This window comes from Picosynechococcus sp. PCC 73109 (assembly GCF_001521855.1).
Classification (GTDB): domain Bacteria; phylum Cyanobacteriota; class Cyanobacteriia; order Cyanobacteriales; family MRBY01; genus MRBY01.
The window spans coordinates 1,243,432-1,266,119 of the sequence record NZ_CP013998.1 but is presented as its reverse complement, the minus strand read 5'-3'; the positions used below and the strand labels follow the sequence as shown (position 1 = coordinate 1,266,119).

Genomic DNA, 22,688 nt, shown 5'->3' with positions numbered 1-22,688 from the left:
GAGAAAGAATGCTTCAACGAATTTAAGGTTGAAAAATCAGACAAACATTAAGGACGTTCTTCAATTACCTTATCGATCAGGCCATATTCCAACGCTTCCTGGGCTGACATAAAGTAATCCCGATCCGTATCCTTCTCAATTTTTTCGATGGATTGACCCGTGTGGGCCGCCATCAATTCATTAAGTTGATGCTTAATGCGGATAATTTCCTTGGCTTCAATGTCAATATCTGTCGCTTGACGACGACCTTGGATCCCACCGAGGGGTTGGTGGATCATAATCCGGGAGTGGGGCAGGGCTAGACGCTTCCCTTTCGTGCCCGCAGACAACAAAAACGCCCCCATAGAAGCCGCTAAGCCCACACAAATGGTGACTACTTCCGACTTGATGTGTTTCATCGTGTCGTAAATCGCTAGACCCGCCGTCACCGAGCCACCGGGGGAGTTGATGTAGAGATAGATCGGCTTGCTGGGATCTTCAGAATCGAGGTAAAGCATGATGGCAATAATCTGGTTTGCCAAAGCATCATTGACACCCCGACCGAGGAAAATAATCCGTTCACGGTACAAACGGTCATAGATATTGATCCAGTCAGAATAGGGCTGACCGGGCATTTGATAGGGAACTTTGGGTACACCGATGGGCATGGATTTTGTTTACCTTGATCTGAACAACGGGAAAAAATGGGGTGATTTTAAGCAATCACGAAGACTACAGAGCCGGTACGGGGGACGGCAAATCCTTCGAACTTTCGAGCACTTTATCGATAATGCCGTATTCGAGGGCCTGCTGGGGTGTCATGTAAAACATCCGGTCAGTGTCCTTTTCGAGTTTTTCGAGGGGTTGACCAGTATATTTAGACATCATTTGCAGGATTGTCCGTTTGTTTTCGATCACTTCCTTCGCCCGAATTTGAATATCGGAAGCTTGGCCCTGGGCTCCTTGGCGTGCTTGGTGGAGAATAATCGTCGAGTGGGGTAGGCTCGCGCGGCAGCCCTTCGTGCCAGCAGCAAGGATCATGGCCGCTGTTCCCATCGCTTGACCGAGGCAAATGGTGTGCACTGGCGGCGTGATGTAGTTGAGGGTATCGCAGATGGCAAAGGCTTCTGTTTCAAACCCAATGGAATCACCACCGTACCAAGAAGTCCCGGTGGAGTTGATGTACATATAAATCGGTTTATCGGGATCATCAAACTGTAAAAATAACAGTTGGGCGATGATCAGTTCGGTCACATCGACGCCAATTTGATCTTTATACTCGTCGGGAGAGACCAGGGGAAGGCCGAGATAAACGATGCGTTCTTTTAGCAGTAGGGAAGGGAGATCTGGCGGTGGTGTCCTGTAGGTGGAGCCGCCACCTCTGTAGGGTGCTTGTACAGCCTGAATCGGTGAGTTCATAGATCTTTTAATGCGTTGGGTAACGTGTTGGCGTTACGGTTGCGGGGTGTTTTTGTCTGATTTTGTCTTAGCATCTAATTTTAACGCAAGGTTTGACGGTGGTTTAGGGCGATCGCACATGGGAAAAGTATTTTTGCTGGGAGCGGGTTTAGGGACAAAGGACTATTTAACGGTGCGGGGTTGGGAGATCCTCCAACGGGCGGAAGTGGTGATTTATGACGCCCTGGGTTCCCAAGAACTGTTGGATCTGCTGCCCCAGGACTGTTTACGGCTGTTTGTCGGTAAGCGAGGCGGCCAAAAGAGTACGCCCCAAGAAGAAATTAATCGCCTTTTGGTTGAGCATGGACAATCGCCAAAACGGGTGGTGCGCCTGAAGGGGGGAGATCCGTATATTTTTGGGCGATCGCACCCAGAGATTTTGGCACTCCAAGGGGCGGGCTGTGATTTTGAGGTGATCCCTGGCATTTCATCGGCGTTAGCGGCACCATTACTAGCGGGAATTCCCCTTACCCACAAGGATTTGGGGCGCGGCTTTTTTGTGGGGACAGCCCATGATTTGGAGGCGTTTGATTGGACAGACCTAGCCCAATTGGAAACTTTGGTTTTTTTGATGGGGGGACGCAATTTAGAAGACATTTGTCGGCGCTTGATGGCAGCGGGGCGATCGCCTCATTTCCCGGTGGCCATTGTACGGGCGGCGGGATTGCCAGAGCAGCAGGTCTGGACGGGAACGTTACAGACCATTACGAAGCAAACGGCGACGGTTCAAAAACTTTCGCCCTGTGTGATCATTGTGGGTCAGGTAGTTAGTCTCCGGGAGGATTACATGGATTCGGCTCCATTGGGTGGCAAAACAATTCTGATTACCCGCGCTGCGTCGCAATCCAGCGAATTTACCAAACTTTTGGCGGAAACTGGCGCAAAGGTCTTGGAAATGCCCGCTTTAGAGATTCGTGAGCCCTCCACCTGGGAACCCCTCGACCAGGCGATCGCCACCCTAGAAACCTTTGATTGGCTGATCCTCACCTCGGCCAACGGCGTTGAATATTTTTTCCAGCGACTCGCAACCTTGGGCAAAGATGTCCGCGCCTTAGGTAAGCTCAAAATTGCCGTCGTCGGTAAAAAAACAGAAAAATTCTTGCGCCAACACGGCCTAAAAGCAGACTATATTCCCCCTGATTTCATTGCGGATTCTTTGGTGGAAAACTTTCCCGATCCGCTGCAAAATCAAAAAATCCTTTTTCCCCGGGTCGAAACAGGCGGGCGAAAAATTTTGGTGCAAGAACTCGCCCAACAGGGTGCCCAGGTGGTTGAAGTGCCCGCCTATGAATCGGGTTGTCCACGGCAAATTCCGGCGGCGGTCTGGCAAGCTCTCGAAGCACAAACCATTGATCTGGTGACCTTTGCGAGCTCTAAAACAGTGCGCAACTTTTGGCAGCTAATTCAGCAGCAGGGGGGGGATTTAGCGTTATTAAAACCGCTGAAAATTGCCTCCATTGGCCCCCAAACTTCCCAGACTTGCTTCGAGCTTTTCCAGCGGGTTGATCTCGAAGCCGAGGTCTACACCCTAGAAGGCTTACGGGATGCTATTCTGGCCCATTACATATAATTCACAATCCCGAAGAGCGGACTTGATAGGGGATTTCTTCGATGGGGAGATTGTCTAAATTCCAGTCGGCGTAATGTAATTGGAGGCGTTTTTCGCCAGCATATTCAACGATTTTGCCGCCATATAAACGGGCATCGGTGCCGAGGCTTTGGATTTTGATGCTGCCGTTAAAGACCGTGGCCCGGGCGAGATAAATCACCAAATCGTCGCGGGAAGGGCGATTGACCGTGGTACTGGCAGTGAGGTGGGCTAAACCCCGTTCGTCTAATTCTTGGGCGATCGCCACCGCTGTATTGCGAATGCCGCGAATCGCCACAATATTGGCCGCCACCGCCATCGTAATGTCAATTTTTTTTGTATCCGTCAGGACGGCATTGTGGGCTAAAAAATGGAAATTTTCTTCCCCTAAATCATTGCGAATGCGGCGATGGATCGGATTGTGGGCGTTGTAATTTTTCAAGGTGCCGACAATTGCACCACAGGCGTTGCGGGGTTCGCGCCACGGCGATTCACGGGTTTTGCCATAGACTTGCTTGCCATCCTGACGCAGCCGGCCCACATGGGTTTTGAGATCAATGGCCACGAGGGAAATGGACTGGGGATTGCCTGCGTAAACGCGCCGCTTTAGGGATTCATCTAGCTCGTGGGCTACGGTCACATGGGCCAGAGTTTCGCCGTCATCGGTGCCCCCACCCGCCGGGAAAAAAGCCTCTAATTTTAATTCGCCAATTTCCGAGAGGGTCGCAAAACGGGAAGCAACGACATCTCGATAACGTTTTGTGGCTTCCCCCTGGTGAATGCGATCGCCGCAGTTGGTATAGGCGAGGGTCGTCACCACACTGGGCAAACTCATATCAGCCCCGCAAGCTTTAATATCCGTTGAATCGGAGGCAACAAACTGCAATTCATCCCGCAAAATCTGGAGGCCGCTGATCAGGGCATAGCGATCGCTGACGATTTCATTCAGGTAATTATGGTAAGCGTTACGCTCCATCCCAAAACTGGCGGCGAGTTGCCAAAATTGTTTAACCCGTGCTTCGGTGGGGGCCGCATTAAAGGGTAGAGTCATAGAAGTTTATCTGGAACGTTGATGTGATGTATTGTGGCGTCTTAGGCTTGGCGACTACGATAAGTCTACTTAACGACCCATAATTTTGGTGCAGCCCATTACTGGCGATGATCTGTGACAGTTTTTATTGAATGAAGCAGGGCGATCGCCTTTTTATTCTAGCGAACCACGGGTTACTCCCAATTGATTTTGGAGCTTGAGGGTTTGCCAAAGCTGTGATCCAGAAATTTTTCCTGTGAGCAATTTTTGGTAAAGATCAATGGTTTTGGTAATCTCTGCGGGAGATTCGTCCACAAATTCGACGCGGAAGTGCTGCACTCCCAAATTCACAAAATGCTGCATATATTCTGCGCCAGTTTGAGCGGTGCCATTAAAAACTGTATTCCGACAGCCCGCATCGGCAACTAAAACATGCTCGATACCCGTGCGATCGCCTAATTTCACTTCATGGCTTTCGCAGGGGCGACCACAATTTGTAAAGTCAGTGCCATCGGAGAGAAACGCGCAGAAAACGCAATGCTCCATGTGAAACATCGGCATATGTTGGTGGATCGTGATTTCAAACCAGTGGGGTGGTGCTTTTTTAAGAAGTGATTCTAACTGGTGAATATTGAGGTCATAGGAGGCCGTGAGACGTTCTAGGGGAAAAGTTTGTTTAAAATAATTAGCACTAATTGGGTTGGAAATATTTAAAGAGAAATCAGCGGTAATCCGTTCATTTTTAAAGAATTTGAGCTGGTCATAGTTCCGAATCAAATAGCCATCAGCATTGCTAGAAATAACTTGATCTAAAATGTAACTTTCCTTCGGCTTAGCGATGCGGGGCGGTGCAACCCAAATTTCCGGTTGCTGCTCAGTTTCTTTTACTAATTTAACAGCTTCACGGTAGTTAATCGGATTTTCAAACTCACAATAAATAGTTTGAATATTAGCCTTTAAAACAGCTTTTAGTTGCGCTAGATTACGCACTAAAACAATGATTTGTGCTGCCTGTGGTGCTATTTTTTCGACAGTCGGCAATAAACTTCGATAGGACGCATTGCTATTCAGTTGCCAACGCTTCGGTTGAGCGCGTAAAGTTTCTAATTGACTGACCAAGTCTCGCCGCATTCGATTTAGTTCGCTCACGGGAAGAATGGCCTTACCAAGCAGATTATTCTCTAAATTCTGGAGATAAAAAGGGGTATTTCCTAAGCGGCCAAATTGTTCCGTTAAACGTTCCGTCGTTAGGGGTTTCTTGATCGCCGTGTCGAGAAGAATTTCTGATCTGACCTGGACAATATTGCCCTGCCCATCGCGGGCGATCGCCGTCAATTTTTTACCAATTTCCCCGTGAATTTCTATCGTAATGGGCCGCTGAAACTGAATTTTTTCACTGGTAAAGGTTTGACGTAATTTTTTATCCAGTTCTGGATCACTGGTTTTCCAGAGGCGATCGCCGACCCGCACCCTGCGCAAGTCCACATCCCGCCGCCCAAAAGTGACAATCGTATCTTTTCCCTGGGTTTCAACGGCGTAAACTCGCCCCCCTTGTTCACGATCTGCGGGTTTCCCCTGATCAAAGACCACCCCATCCCCAGCCTTTAGGGGCGCTTCTAAGTGCAAAATCACTTGTTTATCGCGACCATCACGAATTTGCTTGATTTCACCAAGAAATACGCCTCTTTTCTTGCCAAAGCGACCATGAACAAGGCTTTGATTATCGATGCCGTCGAGCCAACCCGTGTACAACCCACGCGAAAAGGCCATTTCCAATTGATATTTTTCCTGGTTTGAAACGTTCTGCTCAATGCCCTGCACCGCCCGATCAATAGCCTGGCGATACACTTGGGTGACACTGGCCACATATTCCGGTTGTTTTAAGCGTCCTTCGATTTTTAGCGACACGACGCCCGCTTTAATTAAGTCCGGCAACACCGGCAATCCCGCCAGATCCTGAGGGCTTAATAGGTAGCTTCTGTCACCCAGATCAAATGGCTTACCATCGACAATCATTTCGTAGGGCATCCGGCAGGCTTGGGCACATTCCCCCCGATTGGCCGACCGTCCGCCGAGGGATTCACTGGTCAGACATTGCCCCGAATAGGCGACGCACAACGCCCCGTGGACAAACACTTCTAGCGGCATTGAGATCTTTTGTTGACCCAATTCCTGCTGGATTTTATTGATTTCCTTAATTGAACATTCCCGCGCCAAAACCACCAAATCACAACCCAAGTTTTGCGCGAACTCGACCCCGGCGGCGCTGGTGACGGTCATTTGCGTCGAACCATGGATCGGAAAATCGGGCGACAATTGCCGAATTAATTGGCACAGCCCCACATCCTGAACAATCGCCGCATCAACTCCCGCCGCAATAATCGACCGCAAATATTGTTCGACTGCCGCCAATTCCGAGGTGAAAATTAGCGTATTTAAGGTCACATAGCCCTTCACGCCGCGTCGATGCAAATACGCCATTAACTCCGGCAAATCTGACTCGACAAAATTTTGCGATCGCATCCGGGCATTAAATTTATCCAGCCCAAAATAAATCGCATCGGCTCCATTCTCTACGGCGGCGATCGCACAGTCCCAATTTCCCGCCGGCGCCAACAGTTCAGGGGCATGCAGTCGGGCGGTAGATTCTACAGACATAGCGGCGGAAGTAGACATAGAGGTATCAAAATAGAAAGGCGATCAGGAAAATATTTGCCATTCAATCAATTACACTGCAAGATTTCAAGATAATGATTTATTTGACATTTCTAGCTCAAGTTCAATAACACCTGCTATTAACTTCCAACATGGAGCTTCACCATCCCAATCATCACGAGGCGCCCAAGGCATACCCAAGCTTACAATTATCAAATAATTTCCTGTTGTTTGATATCCCGCTTCTAACTTTTCGGCAAAAACAGGATCAGTAATCTTTGCATCTCTTAAAACTTGTCCCTGGGTCGTTTGAAAAGAACCTCGCCATCCCGTACTTCCCATCGAACTTTTTTTTACAGAAAGATTATTCGTTTGGACTAACTGTAAAGTACGACGCTGATGAAAAGGTAAAACTTTTAATTTGGAAGGATTAACATATTTTAAAGAGTTATGTAGTATGTGCGAAAAATTCTCACAATAATCAATTACTTGTGTTGGGAGCCATTTCCCAGATAGCCGCCATTCACCGGGTAAAACCGAAAGATTTTCACATTCAAATCCAAAACCATTTCCTGTATCATCAAGAGGAATTTCTAAGATATCCAGCAACTCAGGTTCACGACCTTCAACCATCCTCACAAACCTCGGGACGCGACCATCTTCAGGATATAAATTGTCGCAAACAGGACGAATCCATTTGCCAGTCTCTAGCTCTATTCCAGCAATACAACGTTCTTCTAATTTCCATGAATTGGCAAGACAAACTATTCTTTTTAAAGATGGCATATGCTAACATTTCCCCATTTATCACTCAGATATTCAGCAACCAAACGACGATGACAGTGATGCGGTTTTGCTTCACTACAAAGTAAGCATGCTCCATCGACTAAATCTGGAGAAACTTTTTTTTCAATTTGACGATCAGTCATGAGCTTCGAGAATTTTTTCTCATATACCGACCAATCTCCTTTTTGTTTTTTATACTCGTCAAGAATATCCTTAGTTGGAGCTAAATCTAAAATATGAACATACTCAATACCATCAATTGTTTTAAGAAAATATTCTAAGTCTGCCCTTTTAGCAAATCCTGCCAACTGAGATACATTATTTAGGCGAGTGTCAATAACTCTTTTTACACCTGCCTTTTTGAGTAGTTCAAAGAACTTTTGCGCGCTTTTCTGAGTAAAACCTATTGTGAATAAATTGATTTGATTCTTCATTTTCTTGATTTTTTTCTACATAAGCAATTTTATCGCCTTGGAGTTTGTATGCTTTCGCCAAACATTCCTCTCTTGTTGGGACATTATTTGGCGAAAATAAGGAAAGTTGAAATTCCTTTACCTTGGCAAATTCCTTGAATCCATGCTTAAGAAGCATCCTGTCTTCTAAATGTTCATGCGATTCTAAACCACCATCTTTCAGGATATGATTTATAGGTAGATCGAGGTGACGTAAGTGCTGACAGACCAAAACTGCTCTGTGACAGGTTAATGGATCCTGCTCTGCACACATCAGTGAAATCCTATATTGTTCCAAGCCATGTTGAATTCGTTGGATACCTTCATGAAATACATCCGTCGCAGCAATTCTTTCATATACTGCTTTACCATCGACATAGCAGTCATAGTTAGTTGGTCGTGCGCCTAATTCACCTCCCAAAAAGACATATTTAATTCCTTTTTTAGCGAGAGTCTTCTGTAGAGATTCTCTGTTGAATTGTGCGAAAAATCGACTATATGGATATGAACGAACATCCGCAACAGCAGTTACCTCGTGCTTTTGTAGCAGGGAGATGAAATTATCTATATCATGGTTAGAGTGACCGATACTGAATAACTCCATACCGCTCCTTTGTAGTAATCAACCTATACAATCTTATCCTATATTTACCTGTGATGATAGCTCAATCTACCAAGTATTCTAGGTTTCATCGATTTGTTAACAGTGATCGCATCCGGGCATTAAATTTATCTAGCCCAAAATAAATCGCATCGGCCCCATTCTCCACGGCGGCGATCGCACAGTCCCAATTTCCCGCCGGAGCCAATAGTTCAGGGGCATGCAGTCGGGCGATAGATTCTACAGATATAGCGGCGGAAGTAGACATAGAGGTATCAAAATAGAAAGGCGATCGCTCCAGTAGTATAGTGGCATCTCGCCTAGGAAGGATGGGGACTAATTGGGGTGATAATCAAGCAGTGACGGCCAAAGTCAATCCACAGTTACTGATGAACGATAATTTGTGTACGGTTTAGTTCAATGTAGCGATGTTGCACAAAAAGCTGGCTGATTTGTTGAATGTTTCGAGAAATGATATCTTCTAAATCTTGATTCTTGATATTGCCTGTCGAGATTAAAAGTAGTTTATAAGGCTTATTTTGGAGAAAGAAAGATTCGACAAAATCCGCATCTTTCGTAATCACAATCCTTTCTTCTTGGAGGGACAGATCATTGATGAAAGAATCAGGTGTTGCGTTTTGGGCAGGCAGATCACTCGTATGTTTTGTGTCGTATCCTGCTTGATTTAAAAAATTCGCAAGTCGCTTGGGAAGTTGGGCATCGGACAAGGAACTTCATGAGGCCAGACGGGTGATAGTCTTAACTTGGCTCAGTTGAGCAGCATAGAGAAGAACCGCAAAAATATCTGGTTCTTCTAAATCTTGATAATCTTCTAGAATTTCTGTATGGGTCATACCTGAACTCAGTAGCTCTAAAATAAAGGTTACGGGATAACGTAAGCCGCGAATGCAAGGTTGCCCATGACAAATATTTGGGTCAATGGAAATTCGTTGGAGTAGTGAAACTGAGTGATTATCCATCGGTATATAGTAAATTTTCTTAAGGAAATCTCGAAAAATTTAAAATTTCGCTAGATCAGCAACGTATCCTCGTTGTTTCAGGCCAAAAAAATCGTCAAAAAAACAATTAATCGAGGTTCTCTTAATTATTATTAATCTTTGTGATCGCCAATGACTTTTCGGGACTCATCAACGAAGTTAACCATTTTTGACTGCCTAATCTCTGATGAAAATAGACAATCTCAACGGATTTACTGGGTTCGGCATAACTATGTATTAGACAGAGTAAATCGACTGAGCAAAATGATTGAGTCTATTCAATTGTCATGATCCTGGGGCAAACCTGAAAATACTAGGTATTTTTGCATCAGGATTTGGGTTTTGCTTTGATGTACATTCCAAAACTGTGAGATAGCTTTCCACAAGCTTACAAAGAGCACCATTTAGGAAGGCCGCTTTGCCTGTAGCGGACTGAACAATAAGAAGATTTCCCCTAGACTCAAAATTTAGTGTTGCAATTAACTGTCCCTTACCTAAATCACATCCTAGTCCACCACATCTAGCATATTTCCCAAACGGATCTTGCTTATACGTGTTATATACCGCTAAAGTATTTCGGTTTATTTCTGTATACACAGCGCTAGAATAAATTGTCTCTTTATCTTCAGCACGTAACCAGTCAAATGAAGCGAACCCCCTGGAAAAACCCCAAGCCTCTTGCAAGACAAAAGCTTTCTGTTGTGCTAAGACTGATTGACTGTATCCAAAAATAGTTAAAGATGCGAATAGAACAGTTAAATATTTCATTAAATCTGGCCTGGATTTCTTTCTATTAAAGCCGCGCGAATCTGATTTACAGTTTCTCTATTAGGAGATTCTAGATAAATATCTACTATAAAAGATTGATGGCGAAGTACGATTTTTTGAATCCTCATTACTCTTGCCAAGAATGAGAATGACTGATTTGAGATTCTAGTTTCTGTAAATACACTTACTCGGAAATCTTGAATCTCTATTTCATCTCCCACTTCAAGTCTAGGGTTGAATGTGTATGTATCGACAACTAAAGTTCCACCTGTTTCCGGTTCATTAGCAAGATTCGTAAGTAAATGAAGCCTATAGTAAATAGTGCTGACAAGTTCTTCTTCCATATTAGTTTATTCTTTTAGAACTATTTAAGCGTTCTAACTATGTATTATGCGGATGATTTCCGTATAAAGTCCTCTCTGTTACTTTTATATGGAAAGTTTCTGCATAAACAGCCGAAAATGGGGTGTTATACAGAATAAATCCGTATAACATCTTTTCAGAGACATTATGCAGATTTTGAAATCTTACATGACACTATCACCGCCGCGTAAGTTGTTAGATGTAGTACGTGAGATCATTCGTCTCAAGCATTACTCCTACCGCACTGAGCAGAGTTATCTGGACTGGATTCGGCGGTATCTGCGTTATCACGGTGGCAGGCATCCCCGTGAAATGGGCAAAGCGGAGATTCAAGCCTTTTTGACTCACTTGGCTGTGGAGAGAAATGTTGCTGCCTCGACTCAGAATCAAGCCCTGAGTGCATTATTGTTCCTCTATCGGCATGTGCTAGAAATCGAGATCAATGGTATTTCTGAATTTGCTCGGGCTAAACGTCCCAAACGCTTGCCGACCGTCCTCACGAAGCCAGAAGTACAGGCAGTCATGCAACATCTAACAGGAGTTGAGCGGCTCGTCGTTCAGTTGTTGTATGGCAGTGGGCTGAGATTAGCGGAGGCTTTGAATTTACGGGTCAAGGATGTCGATTTTGCCCAAAATCAATTGATTATCCGCGATACGAAAGGCAATGAAGATCGGGTTACACCGCTACCCCATGCAGTACAAGCTAATCTCAACAGTCATTTAGAAGCTGTTCGACGAGTGCATCAACAGGATTTGGAGCGGGGTTATGGTTCTGTCTATCTACCCTATGCCCTCGCAAAAAAGTATCCTAATGCTGATTGCACCTGGATTTGGCAATATATTTTTCCGTCTTACACTCTATCTCAAGATCCCCGTGCTGGGGTCACGCGGCGACATCATCTCAGTGAGAGTACCATCCAAAAAGCTCTGAAAAAAGCGGTGCAACGCTCTGGGCTAGATAAACGAGTAAGTTGTCATACCTTTCGCCATAGTTTTGCAACTCATCTTCTCCAAAATGGTTACGATATTCGCACCGTACAGGAACTTCTGGGTCATAAGGATGTGAAAACAACAATGATTTATACCCATGTCCTGAATCGGGGTGGTTATGCTGTTCGTAGTCCCTTGGATGACTAAGATGCAGGATCGGGTAAAGGGCGATCGCCACCTGTAAAAGTCACAACCGGCTACAGAGTCACGGAACAAGAAATCTTGAGCTGGATAACGATAGAGTACACTCAATGCTATCTGCTCCTCCAACAATAGCGACAGAGCCTGACTTGTGCAGCAACTAAGGTCTTCATCCAATTCATTTCCCCCGGCAGGGCTATATCCCCTGACCGCATTACCAGAACCCTATCAAACCGCCTTTCGCCAGGGAAGCGCCCACTATCTACCAGGACGATTTTTACGCGCACAGACAGATTGGTTTGTCCAAATCTGCTTACTGCCCTTCATGGTTATGTATGCATTGCCCATTCTGGGACTGGTGCCAGCGTTAATTTCTCAGGCCATCTATGAACCCAGTAGCTATGGGCGACTTTGGCAAACTCTAACCCAACAGAATTTACCGGAATTGGGGTTTACGCTCCTATTATTTCTAGTTTTGGCGGTTTTGATCGGCTATTGCACCTATCTTGCCTGGGATCTGGCCCAATCGTTCTACCGTACCTGGCATTGCTCTCGACTGCGCAAACGGAAAGAAGAAGGCTACGGGATTGTGTTGTTGTCCCATGGGCTGGTGGGCCGCTTGATTGATAATCTAGGGCGACATAATTGTCTGTGGTTACCGCGCCAGGCGATCGCCGATATTGCTTGGTACCGAATGCGCGAAGAAGGAGCAAAACGATCCTACTGGGTGAATCGAACGCGCATTTGCTATGTTTCCGCCAAAGGGAAAAAGCACTGGCTCACCCTAGAAGGTCGCATCGTAGATCTAGGGTATTCCAACCATGGACATACCGATGACCGGGCAGATCGTGCTCTTTATGAAGCCTTAGTGAAATGGTGGAAAGGGCGATCGCCTCAATAAACACAATCTCAAAGGGAAGGCGATCGCCGTCTTTGCTGCTTGTTTTGGCGAATAATCAAGAATCCCATCGCTAGCCAGAAAATCAACAGCCCGCCCGTGAGTAATAGCACCGGCACCAGGCCAAATCGAACAACAAGCGCCGGAGCTGCCGCTGTGAATAATCCGCCGCCGACAATCGGCTCAAAGAATAATTGTTTATAAGCAAAACTCTCAAACGCACCGGTGCGGTTTTCCGGATCGACCATTCTCAATAATAAAATTCCCGTGGCCGTCACTCCCATCGACTGACCCATATCGCCGATTCCTTTTTCAAACCAATGACTCGGAAAAATGCGTGGGGCGAAATAAAGAAACATCACCACATTCCAAGTGATGCCTACGACACTCAAAATGGTAAATACACCCAAGTTGGAACCAATTACACTCAGGGAAATGGATGCCAATGCTGTCACCACCACCACATCCAAGGCTAAACCCGCAATGTTACTCATCAGCGAGCGAATAATCAAAGGCGCTAACCCCAAACGTTCCATCACCAACTGCACAATGATGCCGCCAATCAGAGCCATCGGGAATAGGGGCACATAGGAGATTACCTCAAACCCAGTTTGTCCCCAGGTGACCGACTCCACCCAAACCAGTGCTTCTAAAATAAGCCAACCAATCACAATCGCTGCGCCGACAATGCCAAAATTGATTGACAGAGGATCAATCAGTAGATTACGCATGAGTTGGGCGCGACGACGGCGCACCTCAGGGGATTCTGTTTCCGTCAGTTCTGGCACACCGTCTAAATCTTCTACAGCTTTCTGAAAAGATGTCACATGGCCTTTACGCCGGCCCCAATCCGCGAGGGCTGTACCTGCAACAATTCCGCCAACAATGCCCACCGTGGCAATGCCCAAGGCCAGATCTGCACCTGCCTCAAAGCCCAGCTCTGCAAATGTCTCAGCCATCCCGCCAGCGGTGCCATGCCCTCCTTCAAAGCCAATTTCGATCAAGCAAGCAGCAATGGGATTTACGCCAAATAGCGGCATCAAAATCAGCAGGGTTACCAAGATTCCCACTACGTATTGACCCCAGGCCAACGTTTGCCCAAAGACGACTTGAGGAGCCGTTTTTGTCCAAATGTCTTTTGGTCGTGGAATAGTCTCCCCAAGGAACAAGGCCGCAAAAACGATATTGATAAAGATCCCTGGCGATTGTGACCAAACGGCGCGAATCGGTTCTGAAAAAAGCCCATCTGACAGGATCGAGGTTCCCCCAGAAATAGCAGTGGCGATCGCCCCCAAAACTTGAGGCCCCAGCAGCAGTGCTAATACACCAGCCACAATGGATTCAGGTAAATAAAGCCTCTGGATCCAGCGCACTTTTTGCTTAACATACCGCCCCGCTAAAACCAGTAATGCAATTAGGATAAAGGCAAAAAAAACGTCTCTGAGCGTAAACATGACTCCGCTTTGTCCACTAAATAAATATCCTGGCCAGGAAAGTGACAGACTGTGCGACAAGCGTGAGTGCAACAAAATTCATCCTGTTTTCTCTTGATTTTATGGATGAGTTGTTCGCTAGCTTACTGTTTCACTGACCTGAGTAGGTTGACTTGCATCATAGGGAAAGTTTGGGATTACGGAGTAATTAGAGTTACAGAACTCCACAGAAGCGTTTGTCTGATGTACAGCACTTCATGCACGATCTCGCTTTTTGCAGATGGCGATCGCTCTGACCCAATTGCCCGCCGGAGCTAACAATCTAAAATTCACTCAGCAAACATCTCCGCCAAAGTTTCAAGCACTGTTCTTTGTTCATCTTGATTAATTTGACCCAGCTTTTTGACGAGTCGAGACTTATCAATTGTACGGATTTGATCCAGAACAATTTGCCCACTTTTACCCTGAAACTGACACGTAACACGAGTCGGATAGGCTCTTCCTTTCGTTGTCATTGGCGCAACAATTACCGTCGCGATATGGCAGTTCATCTCATCTGGCGAAATGATCACACAGGGTCGTGTCTTTTGGATTTCACTACCGACGGTGGGATCGAGATTCACCAAAAAAACATCAAAACGTTTGGCTACCATTCCCATTCTGTTTGATCCCAATCGGTAGCATTAACTTCGTCCAACAAAATATCATCCTGTCGCTGAGCCATTGCCGAAAAAGCTTCATCCCAGCCTCGGCGTGAGCGGGGGGCCGTGCGAATGGTTAGATGGTCGCCTTGCACTTCAATTTCAACTTCTGTGTCAATGCCACTTTGTTCTAAAAGTAGCTTGGGAATACGAATGCCTTGGGAATTCCCAATTTTTACGATGCGGGTTCGAATGACTGCGCCCATGACTGACTGATTTTAGCGACAAAACGTAATTACATTGTAGCCACAAAACTATCTAATGAATTTTAAGGCAGTTAATCAGTGGTAGGCGATCGCCGACGGGAACGATCAATAATAGAAGGCTGCCCATTCTACGATTCCCATGGCAAAACTCCGCGAAATCACCATTTCCCCTCAACTGAAAAAGCATCTCGTGCAAGGCCATCCTTGGATCTATTGCGATAAATTGCCGAAGAGTCTCCGCTTTGAAACGGGGGAATGGTTGCGGGTTAAATGTGGCAACTGGACGGGATTCGGCCTTTGGGATAACAAAAGTCCCATTGCTGTCCGAATTTTTTCCCAACGGCATCTGCCTGATCGTCGCTGGTTACAACAGCAGGTACAAACGGCCTGGGATTTACGGGAACCCCTACGCCAAGGCAATTGCACCGCCTACCGTTGGCTCTTTGGGGAAGGCGATCGCCTGCCGGGAATTACGGTGGATCTCTATGGGGAATACGCCGTCGTGCAAACTTATATGGAAGCGGCCAATGTACTGCTCGATTGGCTCGTGCGATCGCTGCGGGAAGTCGCCCCACTACAGGGAATTTTATGGCGCACCAAACATTTAGAAAATTTAGAAGATCGCGATACAGACAGTAAAACCCAAGTGCTCTGGGGCAAGGAACCCAAGGGCGATATTACCGTGACCGAACATGGTCTGGTCTTTCAGGTAAACTTGCAAACGGGCCAAAAAACAGGCCTATTCCTTGATCATCGGGAAAATCGTAAATTTATTGGCGAAATTAGCCGCGATAAAACCGTTCTCAACTGTTTTTCTTACACTGGAGCTTTTTCTCTCTATGCCCTGCGCGGTGGTGCCAGCCAAGTGACCAATGTCGATGTGGGCAAGCAATTAGCGGAAGTCGCCAACACCAACGTGCGCCTCAATCATTTTGACCCAGGCAAACACACCTTTGTCACCGCTGACTGCTTTGATGTTCTCAACCGCTACGCCCAAGCAAAACAAACCTTCGATCTTGTAATCCTCGATCCACCCAGTTTCGCTAAAAGCAAAAAAAATCGGTTTGCCGCCATCCGTGCCTATACCAAACTCAATGCCCTCGCCCTCCAATGCGTCGCCCCTAATGGATTATTGGTTTCTGCCAGTTGCACCAGCCAAGTCAGCCCCGAAGCCTTCCGAGAAATGCTTGCCAGTGCCGCTGCCGCCGCCAATTATTACCTGCAAATTATCCATGAGGCCGGACAACCCTGCGATCATCCGGTGCCAGCCGCTTTTCCAGAGGGACGCTACTTAAAATTTGTTGTTGCGAAGGTCAGTCCCATTATTTAGCGATTATTTAACTCATGCCTTCGGGTGCAAAATCCCAAACACGGAGGTGTAGCCATGCAAAAAGGTGCGATCGCCGACGGGGCCAATTTCCCCATTGCAGAAAAATCCCCCTAAATTGGGTGTTGGCAAAGCCGTAGAAAAGAGGGTCGAATCAAAATTTGGCTCCCCATAGAGTCCCTTCCCGCGACCGAGACAGGCAAACATCAAGGCTCCAAAAGGAGGTTCCAGTGGATCATTTGCTTGGAACTGTTGTAACAGCACCGAGAGATCTTCCGCTGAAGTCTCTGCATCCCGCAGGTGAAACTGTACCCTTTGGCCCGCCCGAATGCGATCGCCCACGGCGATCGCCCCAGCCCTGGGATCCACCCCAAGTAAGTTGCGAATGAGAAAGTCCCCGTGGATAAGCTTTTGTTTAAAGGCATCCATCGCAATGCCAATAAAGAGAGAATCCTGGGCGAGGGCTTGATCTTCTTCATCCAACTCGGCGATCAACTCCTGCAAAAATCGTAGGGGAGAGCCATGGCGGAGCTGTTCACCCTCGGCCACCGATAATTCCGTGATGATATTGCGATCACATTGGGTAATTTGATACACCTCACCGATGGGCCGACATCCCTGGGCGACAACAGTCTCCATCTGGATATTTCCAGCCAAAGCCACCCCCACTGTGCCAGACCGCAACAGGGTTGGTTCTTGGTCTGCTTCGTAGTAAAACAAACCGCTGGCTGTTCTGCCGCCGGAGCTTGTTAGTCCCCCTACCTTTGCCGCATTTGGATAGGCAAAATCAAGGCCCGCCAACAGATCCGTAATACTCGACGAAAAGGGATCCGCCAGCAAAATAAAATTCGGTTCCGCCTCGGGACTAACCCCAAAAATGTCGATCCAAGGGTCTGGGGCGCTATCTAAATCGGGTAAATCTTTCTCGGTGACATGGAAAGGCACGACTTCCACATCCGGCAAATGGGCCACCGTTAAACTAAGGGCGGGTTGTCCTTCACATTCTTGGGTTTCTCCGGTTGCGTCGGTGCCAATAATACTCACGCCACCACAACCAATCACCACTTTGCAAGCTAATTTTTCAGTCAATAGCGGCAAGATCCGGGCATATTCGCTGGCAAACGCGGCTGAAATGAAGAGAATGGCCAGATCTGCACTACCAGAGAGATTTTCTTGGATTTGGGCAACGGCTTCATCAATGGCTCCTTCTAGGGACGCTTGGGTCGAGAGGGCATTTAGCCACTGAAAAGGATGGGTATCGACTGCGGGTTGTGCCCCAGTGATTCCTAATTTTTTCCACAATGCCTTAAGCATACTGACACATCTTGAATCGGTTGCGGTTTTTGAGATTCTCCCAAAGTCTTTAGCTTACAGGGAAAAGGCCAGAGAAAACCAGGGTCTACCCCCAGACAGATGGCAATTTCCTCACAGTGGCGATCGCCTGCATTATGTAACGGAATATTACAAAAAAGACGGCATAACGCTATGGCAGCTTGACGGTCTCCGGTGGGCTGGGTACAGTAGGGCGGTATACCCCATCGGGTAAAGCTTCCATTAGTTGTATGCAAGATAAGCAAAAAGTCACCCTCTATCTGCCTGCGGCGATCCATCGTCAGCTCAAAATCAAGGCAGCCCTCGATGCAGATTCCATGTCTGCTTTAGTGGAAAAAGCCGTGGCCTTCTATCTACAACACCCTGAAGTGGTAGAAGAAGTACAAGAAACCTATGGCCAGACCCACCGTGTCCACATTTGTCCTGATTGCGAAGGGGCGGTGGTACTCCGGGATGGACAACTGGTTTCCCTCAAGAGGCAGCCAACGGTACTCCTTGATGAAGAGATTGCACAGGATCTGCAAAGTGCAAAGGGTGCTGCGGATGGGGCAGAACTAGTCACTTGCTAGCTGTCCGATTGGCGATCGCCGTTTATTTTTCTCCCGATTTACCTCCACTCTGGTCGATGTGGTGCCGCCTAATTCCCCCTTTTAGAACGTCAGGACTAAACCCATGAAAGAAGAGCTCAATACCCTCATTCAAGCTCAATACCCCCTGATCTACCTCATCACCCCCGAGGAGGAACGGGCCGAGGCGGCGATCGCCCACATTGCGCAACTGTGCGAATACCAAAATGTTTTCGTCTGGACGATGACCCATGGCTTGGTGGAATACGGTTCCGACCGAAAGCCCCAAACTCGCACCCTCTCAGCAGAGGCAGCCATTCGTGAAGTCATTCACCACAACGACTCTGGCATTTTTATCTTTAAAGATCTGCATCCATTTTTAGACGATCCCAGCACCGTCCGTTGGTTACGGGATGCGATCGCCAGTTTCAAAGGCCAGCAGAAGCACATCATTTTAATGTCCCCCTACCAAAAGGTGCCCCTCGAACTCGAAAAAGACATTGTTGTCCTCGATTTTCCTTTCCCGACCCTTGACGAACTCGATCAAGTGCTCGCCCAGTACCTCAATCCCCGGCACCCCATCTCCCCCGTCGTGCGAGAAAAACTCCTCAAGGCAGCCCTGGGGTTGACCAAGGACGAAGCCGAGAAAGTCTATCGCAAGGCCCAGGTTAAGGCGAAGAAACTGACCGCCTCGGAAGTAGAAATTGTCCTCTCCGAGAAAAAACAACTGATTCGCCGTAACGGTATTCTCGAATTTATCGAAGAAGACGAAACCATTGACGCCATCGGCGGCTTAGAGGAACTCAAGCGCTGGCTTAAACAACGCTCCAATGCCTTTACCGAGGCCGCGCGGAAATATGGACTACCCCAACCCAAGGGAATGTTGATTCTTGGTGTACCGGGTTGTGGTAAATCACTCCTGGCTAAAACCACTTCTCGGTTATGGGGTCTTCCCCTCCTGCGTCTCGATATGGGGCGAGTATATGATGGCTCCACCGTAGGCAAATCCGAAGCAAACCTCCGCAGTGCCCTTAAAACCGCCGAGTCCATTTCTCCAGCGATTCTCTTTATCGACGAATTAGACAAAGCCTTTGCCGGTTCCTCTGGATCTGCGGATTCCGATGGAGGTACCTCCAGCCGCATCTTTGGCTCGTTTCTCACCTGGATGCAAGAAAAAGAATCCCCCGTCTTCGTGATGGCCACCGCGAACCGAGTGGATCGACTACCAGGGGAATTTCTTCGGAAAGGACGATTCGACGAAATCTTTTTCGTGGATCTCCCCAACCCCAGCGAACGGGAAGCGATCTTTAATATCCATCTCCACAAACGTCGGCCAGTCGGCGATCGCTTCGATACAGAACAACTGGCAAAGATTTCAGAAGGTTTTTCCGGTGCGGAAATCGAACAGGCGATCATTGCCGCCATGTACGAGGCCTTTGCCCAAGATCGCGAGTTTACCCAACTCGACATTATCGCCGCGATCAAGGCAACCTTGCCCCTTTCCCGCACCATGACTGAACAGGTCAATAGTCTCCGCGATTGGGCCAGACAGCGCGCCCGACCTGCTTCAGCCTCCGTCGCCGAATACCAGCGATTGGAGTTCTAACAGGCTTAATCTGTCCCGGATTAAGGTCAACAAGATTCCCAGCTTGTTGGCATTTAAAAAACCACTTTATTAGTGGTCTTTACACAAAAAAACTCAAATGTTGTTGTTTTTGGAGAATTATTCCAATGTCCCATTTTAGCACTCTCCGCACTAAAATCACCGATGCCGCAGTTCTCAAGACTTCCCTGCAAGACCTCGGAATTTCTGTGAATACCGATGCTGCAGTTCGTGGCTACAACGGCCAACAGATTCAAGCAGACATCGTGGCTACTCTCGAAGGCGATTATGACCTCGGCTGGACTCGCAATGCCGACGGCAGCTTTGACCTCATCGCCGACCTATGGGGTGTCGCGAAGAAGCATAACCAAACTGAACTGATCAATTCCATCAACCAGAAGTACGCCATCAACAAGACCCTCGCTGAAGTTAAGCAACGTGGTCTCAACAATGCGAACGTCAAACTGGTATTGCAAAAGTAACGACTAAATGCGTTCCCACGAAGAGCTAGGGTTGATCTCATCGCAGAGATCAGCCCTTTTTCATTGGGTCTTGTGCTAGGGTCTGAGGGTAGATCAATATTTCAGCAGCGAGACTCAATTAAGTAACATTAAAAGAAGTGCATCTCCTTAGTCTAAATGTTTAGGATTGCAGAAAGCGGCCCATCGTTTTGTGCCTCATTATTTTTGGCATGGAGAAGGTCACGGGCTCAATTTAAAATGTTGGTCTAAAATTTTATGAAATCTAAATTTTTACTTTTTTTGAGTGTAGCAACGCTTCAGACAGCACTTTTTGGTTGTGGCCTAATTAGTGTAAATGTCCCAGGAGGGGAAGACGCCACGAGTGGTGGAGAGACAACAACAAACACTGACACTTCAACAGGACAAGCACCTGCCGAAAATTTGACGGCGGATTGGGTTGATTTCCAAACGGAAAATGGCAAACTCGCAGTTAAATTTCCAGGTACGCCTCAAACGGAAAGTCAAACAACTCCCTCTGATCTGGGTGAACTACAGTTCACGATGACTTCCTACGCGGACGACGCCAACACGCAATTTTTTATGGTGAGTAGTGTTACGTATCCGGTTTCTCCTGATCAATATGATGCGGCCCAGGGACTTGAAGCGGCCAAGGAAGGGGCGGCCAGCAACTCAGGTTCAACGATTGTTTCCGATGAGCCGAGTGATAAGTTTGGGATTCCGGGGAAAAAACTGGTGATGAACGCCGCCCAGGATAATGGCGAAGTTTATACCACCCGCGCTGAAATCTACATCGATCCCAACGGTCCCACCCTCCACCAGATTTTGATGGTGACGGAAGGCGATCGCGTGGATAGTCCAGAAGCCAACGCATTTTTTGATTCTGTCAATATTACGCCTATCTAAACTTTTCGGTTGGTAAAAGCCTGATATAGCAATAGCCCCGATGGATAAACACCAGGGCTATTTTTTTATGGTCTTTTTATGGCCAAGATTTAAAGGGAAAATTTATCGCACGCTACATTGGAGTGTCCGGAGGGTGGCAGCGGCGGCATAGTTCCGTTGGGAGGCAGTATCGGGGAAAAAGCGATCGCCACTTTCATTCAAAGGAGAAGCGACGCGACAGTAAGTAGACATCTGGGCAGCCAAATCATTGGCCCAGTGACCCGCCGTATCACTAAAAGCAATGGGGCCATTGGTAGCCACGAGGGTCATTGGTTGACCTTGGGCGGCCTTGGCATATTCTGCGGTGCGACGGAGAACAGCTAACAGTTCGGCCCGGGTGACGGGTTGAGTGGGTTGGAAAGTCCCATCGGGATAGCCACTGACAATATTGTTCGCTTGGGCCCAGGTAATTTTCGCCGCACTCCAACGGTCGGCAGCCACATCAGGATAGGGGGCATTCGCAACTTGGGTGGGCACAGCCAGGGAAGCATTGGGAAGAGCTTGGAGACCTTCAATGGCCATGGAAACCAACTGTTCGCGGGTCAGGACATCGGTGGGGCGGAAGGTATTGTCGTTAAAACCAGCGATAAAACCGACATTCACCGCTTGGGCAATTTCGTTACGGTAAATATCACCACTAATATCAGTAAATTGGGCCACTGTACTGCCGGGATCAGGCGTTTCAGAGGGATTTGTAATTTCTGGTGGGGAGATTGCCAGACCGGGGAGACTATCGACCGTCACAATTGAACTCTGCGTGATGCCCGCAACTAAGTCATCAATGGTGGGTTTTTTAAGGATGGCGAACTGGCGGCCCTCGTTAGAAAAGTAAAAGTGGCCCAGGGGTCGCTCTTCAAAGGTACGGCGGGTAAATTCCCAACCGGGGAGGAGGTTGAACTTAAGGAAGCCTTCGGTGAGGCCATTACTGCGGCCAATGACAATTTCTTCTTGATCGTTATCTTTGGGAGTGGCGACCAACAAAATTTCATTTTCGAAGGGAGTGATGCGCAATAGGTGGCTCTGACCAAAATCTTGCCCATTGATCCGCATGGAGTAGCCATTACTATCGGTGCTGCGGCGACAATAGCCAGTAAAGTCAAAGTTCAGCAGCAGGGGATCAATGCTGGTCGGATTCGCGCCGCTTTCGGCCCAACATTCTTTGCGGTCTTCCCGTTCGAGCTGTTCGACCACGAGGAGGTTGTAGCCACCGTTACTGAGGGGGACGGCGATCGCCGCCATGGATTCGGGGTTGATCTCTGCTTCTCCAAAAACAGTTTGGGCTTGGGCGCGTCCCAAGGGTACAACACTACTGAGGGTTGCAAGGGCGATCGCCAACATTTTTCCGGATAAGGCAGCTTTAGACATGACAAATAATCTTGGATTTTAGAC

Annotated in this window: 25 protein-coding genes; 8 read left to right on the top strand and 17 right to left on the bottom strand. The window is 47.5% G+C overall.

Translation table 11 applies throughout. The annotated features are described in order from the left end of the window. Positions 1-47 precede the first annotated feature (47 nt). Both AWQ23_RS06125 and AWQ23_RS06120 read right to left on the bottom strand, forming a co-directional pair. Positions 48-647, bottom strand: a complete 600-nt coding sequence (locus AWQ23_RS06125; protein ID WP_012306816.1) for an ATP-dependent Clp protease proteolytic subunit — start codon at positions 645-647, stop codon at positions 48-50. Between the two features lie 64 nt (positions 648-711). Continuing rightward, positions 712-1,398 (bottom strand): ATP-dependent Clp protease proteolytic subunit, encoded by a 687-nt coding sequence (locus tag AWQ23_RS06120; RefSeq protein WP_012306815.1) that lies wholly within the window; start codon positions 1,396-1,398, stop codon positions 712-714. A gap of 118 nt (positions 1,399-1,516) precedes the next feature. Between AWQ23_RS06120 and cobA the strand changes: the two genes are divergently transcribed. Continuing rightward, positions 1,517-3,007 carry a uroporphyrinogen-III C-methyltransferase gene (gene cobA / locus AWQ23_RS06115; protein ID WP_062433525.1) on the top strand — a complete coding sequence of 497 codons (1,491 nt, stop codon included), beginning with the start codon at positions 1,517-1,519 and terminating at the stop codon, positions 3,005-3,007. A gap of 1 nt (position 3,008) precedes the next feature. Here cobA and AWQ23_RS06110 read toward each other — a convergent pair whose 3' ends face one another. The 10 genes from AWQ23_RS06110 to AWQ23_RS06070 form a co-directional block, all read right to left on the bottom strand. Then, positions 3,009-4,076: a hypothetical protein gene (locus AWQ23_RS06110; RefSeq protein ID WP_030006286.1), complete on the bottom strand. Its 1,068-nt coding sequence runs from the start codon at positions 4,074-4,076 to the stop codon at positions 3,009-3,011. 153 nt (positions 4,077-4,229) lie between these two features. Continuing rightward, positions 4,230-6,731 (bottom strand): U32 family peptidase, encoded by a 2,502-nt coding sequence (locus AWQ23_RS06105; RefSeq protein ID WP_062433522.1) that lies wholly within the window; start codon positions 6,729-6,731, stop codon positions 4,230-4,232. Between the two features lie 66 nt (positions 6,732-6,797). Beyond that, complete coding sequence (locus tag AWQ23_RS06100; RefSeq protein WP_062433519.1) at positions 6,798-7,496, bottom strand: dual OB domain-containing protein; 699 nt, start codon at positions 7,494-7,496, stop codon at positions 6,798-6,800. Then, entirely contained in the window at positions 7,484-7,930 is a 447-nt protein-coding gene (locus tag AWQ23_RS06095) for a DUF488 family protein (RefSeq protein WP_062433516.1), read from the bottom strand. Before AWQ23_RS06095 ends, AWQ23_RS06100 begins: the two co-directional genes overlap by 13 nt. After that, positions 7,866-8,552 carry a DUF488 family protein gene (locus AWQ23_RS06090; protein ID WP_062433512.1) on the bottom strand — a complete coding sequence of 229 codons (687 nt, stop codon included), beginning with the start codon at positions 8,550-8,552 and terminating at the stop codon, positions 7,866-7,868. The genes AWQ23_RS06095 and AWQ23_RS06090 overlap by 65 nt, the downstream gene beginning before the upstream one ends. Before the next feature lie 85 nt (positions 8,553-8,637). Then, positions 8,638-8,817: a hypothetical protein gene (locus AWQ23_RS15995; protein ID WP_157072197.1), complete on the bottom strand. Its 180-nt coding sequence runs from the start codon at positions 8,815-8,817 to the stop codon at positions 8,638-8,640. Positions 8,818-8,932: 115 nt separating this feature from the next. Next, positions 8,933-9,277 (bottom strand): DUF5615 family PIN-like protein, encoded by a 345-nt coding sequence (locus tag AWQ23_RS06085; protein ID WP_062433509.1) that lies wholly within the window; start codon positions 9,275-9,277, stop codon positions 8,933-8,935. Positions 9,278-9,283: 6 nt separating this feature from the next. Then, a complete protein-coding gene (locus tag AWQ23_RS06080; RefSeq protein WP_062433505.1) occupies positions 9,284-9,529 on the bottom strand; it encodes a DUF433 domain-containing protein in 246 nt (81 codons plus the stop codon). Positions 9,530-9,832: 303 nt separating this feature from the next. Continuing rightward, a complete protein-coding gene (locus tag AWQ23_RS06075; protein WP_062433502.1) occupies positions 9,833-10,315 on the bottom strand; it encodes a hypothetical protein in 483 nt (160 codons plus the stop codon). After that, positions 10,315-10,659 (bottom strand): hypothetical protein, encoded by a 345-nt coding sequence (locus AWQ23_RS06070; protein ID WP_062433499.1) that lies wholly within the window; start codon positions 10,657-10,659, stop codon positions 10,315-10,317. Before AWQ23_RS06070 ends, AWQ23_RS06075 begins: the two co-directional genes overlap by 1 nt. Positions 10,660-10,846: 187 nt before the next feature. On the opposite strand from AWQ23_RS06070, the gene AWQ23_RS06065 reads away from it, so the two are divergent. Both AWQ23_RS06065 and AWQ23_RS06060 read left to right on the top strand, forming a co-directional pair. Beyond that, on the top strand, positions 10,847-11,815 hold the full coding sequence (locus AWQ23_RS06065) for an integron integrase (RefSeq protein ID WP_062433496.1): 969 nt from the start codon (positions 10,847-10,849) through the stop codon (positions 11,813-11,815). Positions 11,816-12,134: 319 nt separating this feature from the next. Then, positions 12,135-12,710, top strand: a complete 576-nt coding sequence (locus AWQ23_RS06060) for a hypothetical protein (RefSeq protein WP_157072196.1) — start codon at positions 12,135-12,137, stop codon at positions 12,708-12,710. Between the two features lie 8 nt (positions 12,711-12,718). Here AWQ23_RS06060 and AWQ23_RS06055 read toward each other — a convergent pair whose 3' ends face one another. The 3 genes from AWQ23_RS06055 to AWQ23_RS06045 all read right to left on the bottom strand — a co-directional run bounded on the left by AWQ23_RS06055 (position 12,719) and on the right by AWQ23_RS06045 (position 15,047). Then, entirely contained in the window at positions 12,719-14,161 is a 1,443-nt protein-coding gene (locus AWQ23_RS06055; RefSeq protein WP_062433493.1) for a sodium/glutamate symporter, read from the bottom strand. Positions 14,162-14,469: 308 nt separating this feature from the next. Then, on the bottom strand, positions 14,470-14,793 hold the full coding sequence (locus tag AWQ23_RS06050) for a type II toxin-antitoxin system PemK/MazF family toxin (protein WP_315862674.1): 324 nt from the start codon (positions 14,791-14,793) through the stop codon (positions 14,470-14,472). Then, positions 14,787-15,047 carry an AbrB/MazE/SpoVT family DNA-binding domain-containing protein gene (locus AWQ23_RS06045; protein ID WP_030006279.1) on the bottom strand — a complete coding sequence of 87 codons (261 nt, stop codon included), beginning with the start codon at positions 15,045-15,047 and terminating at the stop codon, positions 14,787-14,789. Before AWQ23_RS06045 ends, AWQ23_RS06050 begins: the two co-directional genes overlap by 7 nt. 139 nt (positions 15,048-15,186) lie before the next feature. Between AWQ23_RS06045 and AWQ23_RS06040 the strand changes: the two genes are divergently transcribed. Next, on the top strand, positions 15,187-16,377 hold the full coding sequence (locus AWQ23_RS06040) for a class I SAM-dependent rRNA methyltransferase (RefSeq protein WP_062433489.1): 1,191 nt from the start codon (positions 15,187-15,189) through the stop codon (positions 16,375-16,377). 12 nt (positions 16,378-16,389) lie between these two features. Here AWQ23_RS06040 and AWQ23_RS06035 read toward each other — a convergent pair whose 3' ends face one another. Next, positions 16,390-17,688: an FIST N-terminal domain-containing protein gene (locus tag AWQ23_RS06035; protein WP_012306805.1), complete on the bottom strand. Its 1,299-nt coding sequence runs from the start codon at positions 17,686-17,688 to the stop codon at positions 16,390-16,392. A 248-nt stretch (positions 17,689-17,936) separates the two neighbouring features. On the opposite strand from AWQ23_RS06035, the gene AWQ23_RS06030 reads away from it, so the two are divergent. From AWQ23_RS06030 to AWQ23_RS06015, 4 genes are all read left to right on the top strand, one after another. Then, a complete protein-coding gene (locus tag AWQ23_RS06030) occupies positions 17,937-18,275 on the top strand; it encodes a hypothetical protein (RefSeq protein WP_030006276.1) in 339 nt (112 codons plus the stop codon). A 103-nt stretch (positions 18,276-18,378) separates the two neighbouring features. After that, entirely contained in the window at positions 18,379-19,878 is a 1,500-nt protein-coding gene (locus AWQ23_RS06025; protein ID WP_062433487.1) for an AAA family ATPase, read from the top strand. Between the two features lie 125 nt (positions 19,879-20,003). After that, on the top strand, positions 20,004-20,357 hold the full coding sequence (locus AWQ23_RS06020) for a DUF1257 domain-containing protein (protein ID WP_012306802.1): 354 nt from the start codon (positions 20,004-20,006) through the stop codon (positions 20,355-20,357). A 255-nt stretch (positions 20,358-20,612) separates the two neighbouring features. Then, positions 20,613-21,260, top strand: coding sequence for a hypothetical protein (locus AWQ23_RS06015; protein ID WP_062433484.1), 648 nt, complete (start codon positions 20,613-20,615; stop codon positions 21,258-21,260). A gap of 102 nt (positions 21,261-21,362) precedes the next feature. Here AWQ23_RS06015 and AWQ23_RS06010 read toward each other — a convergent pair whose 3' ends face one another. Then, a complete protein-coding gene (locus AWQ23_RS06010; RefSeq protein ID WP_062433481.1) occupies positions 21,363-22,664 on the bottom strand; it encodes a DUF3747 domain-containing protein in 1,302 nt (433 codons plus the stop codon). Positions 22,665-22,688: the final 24 nt, after the last annotated feature.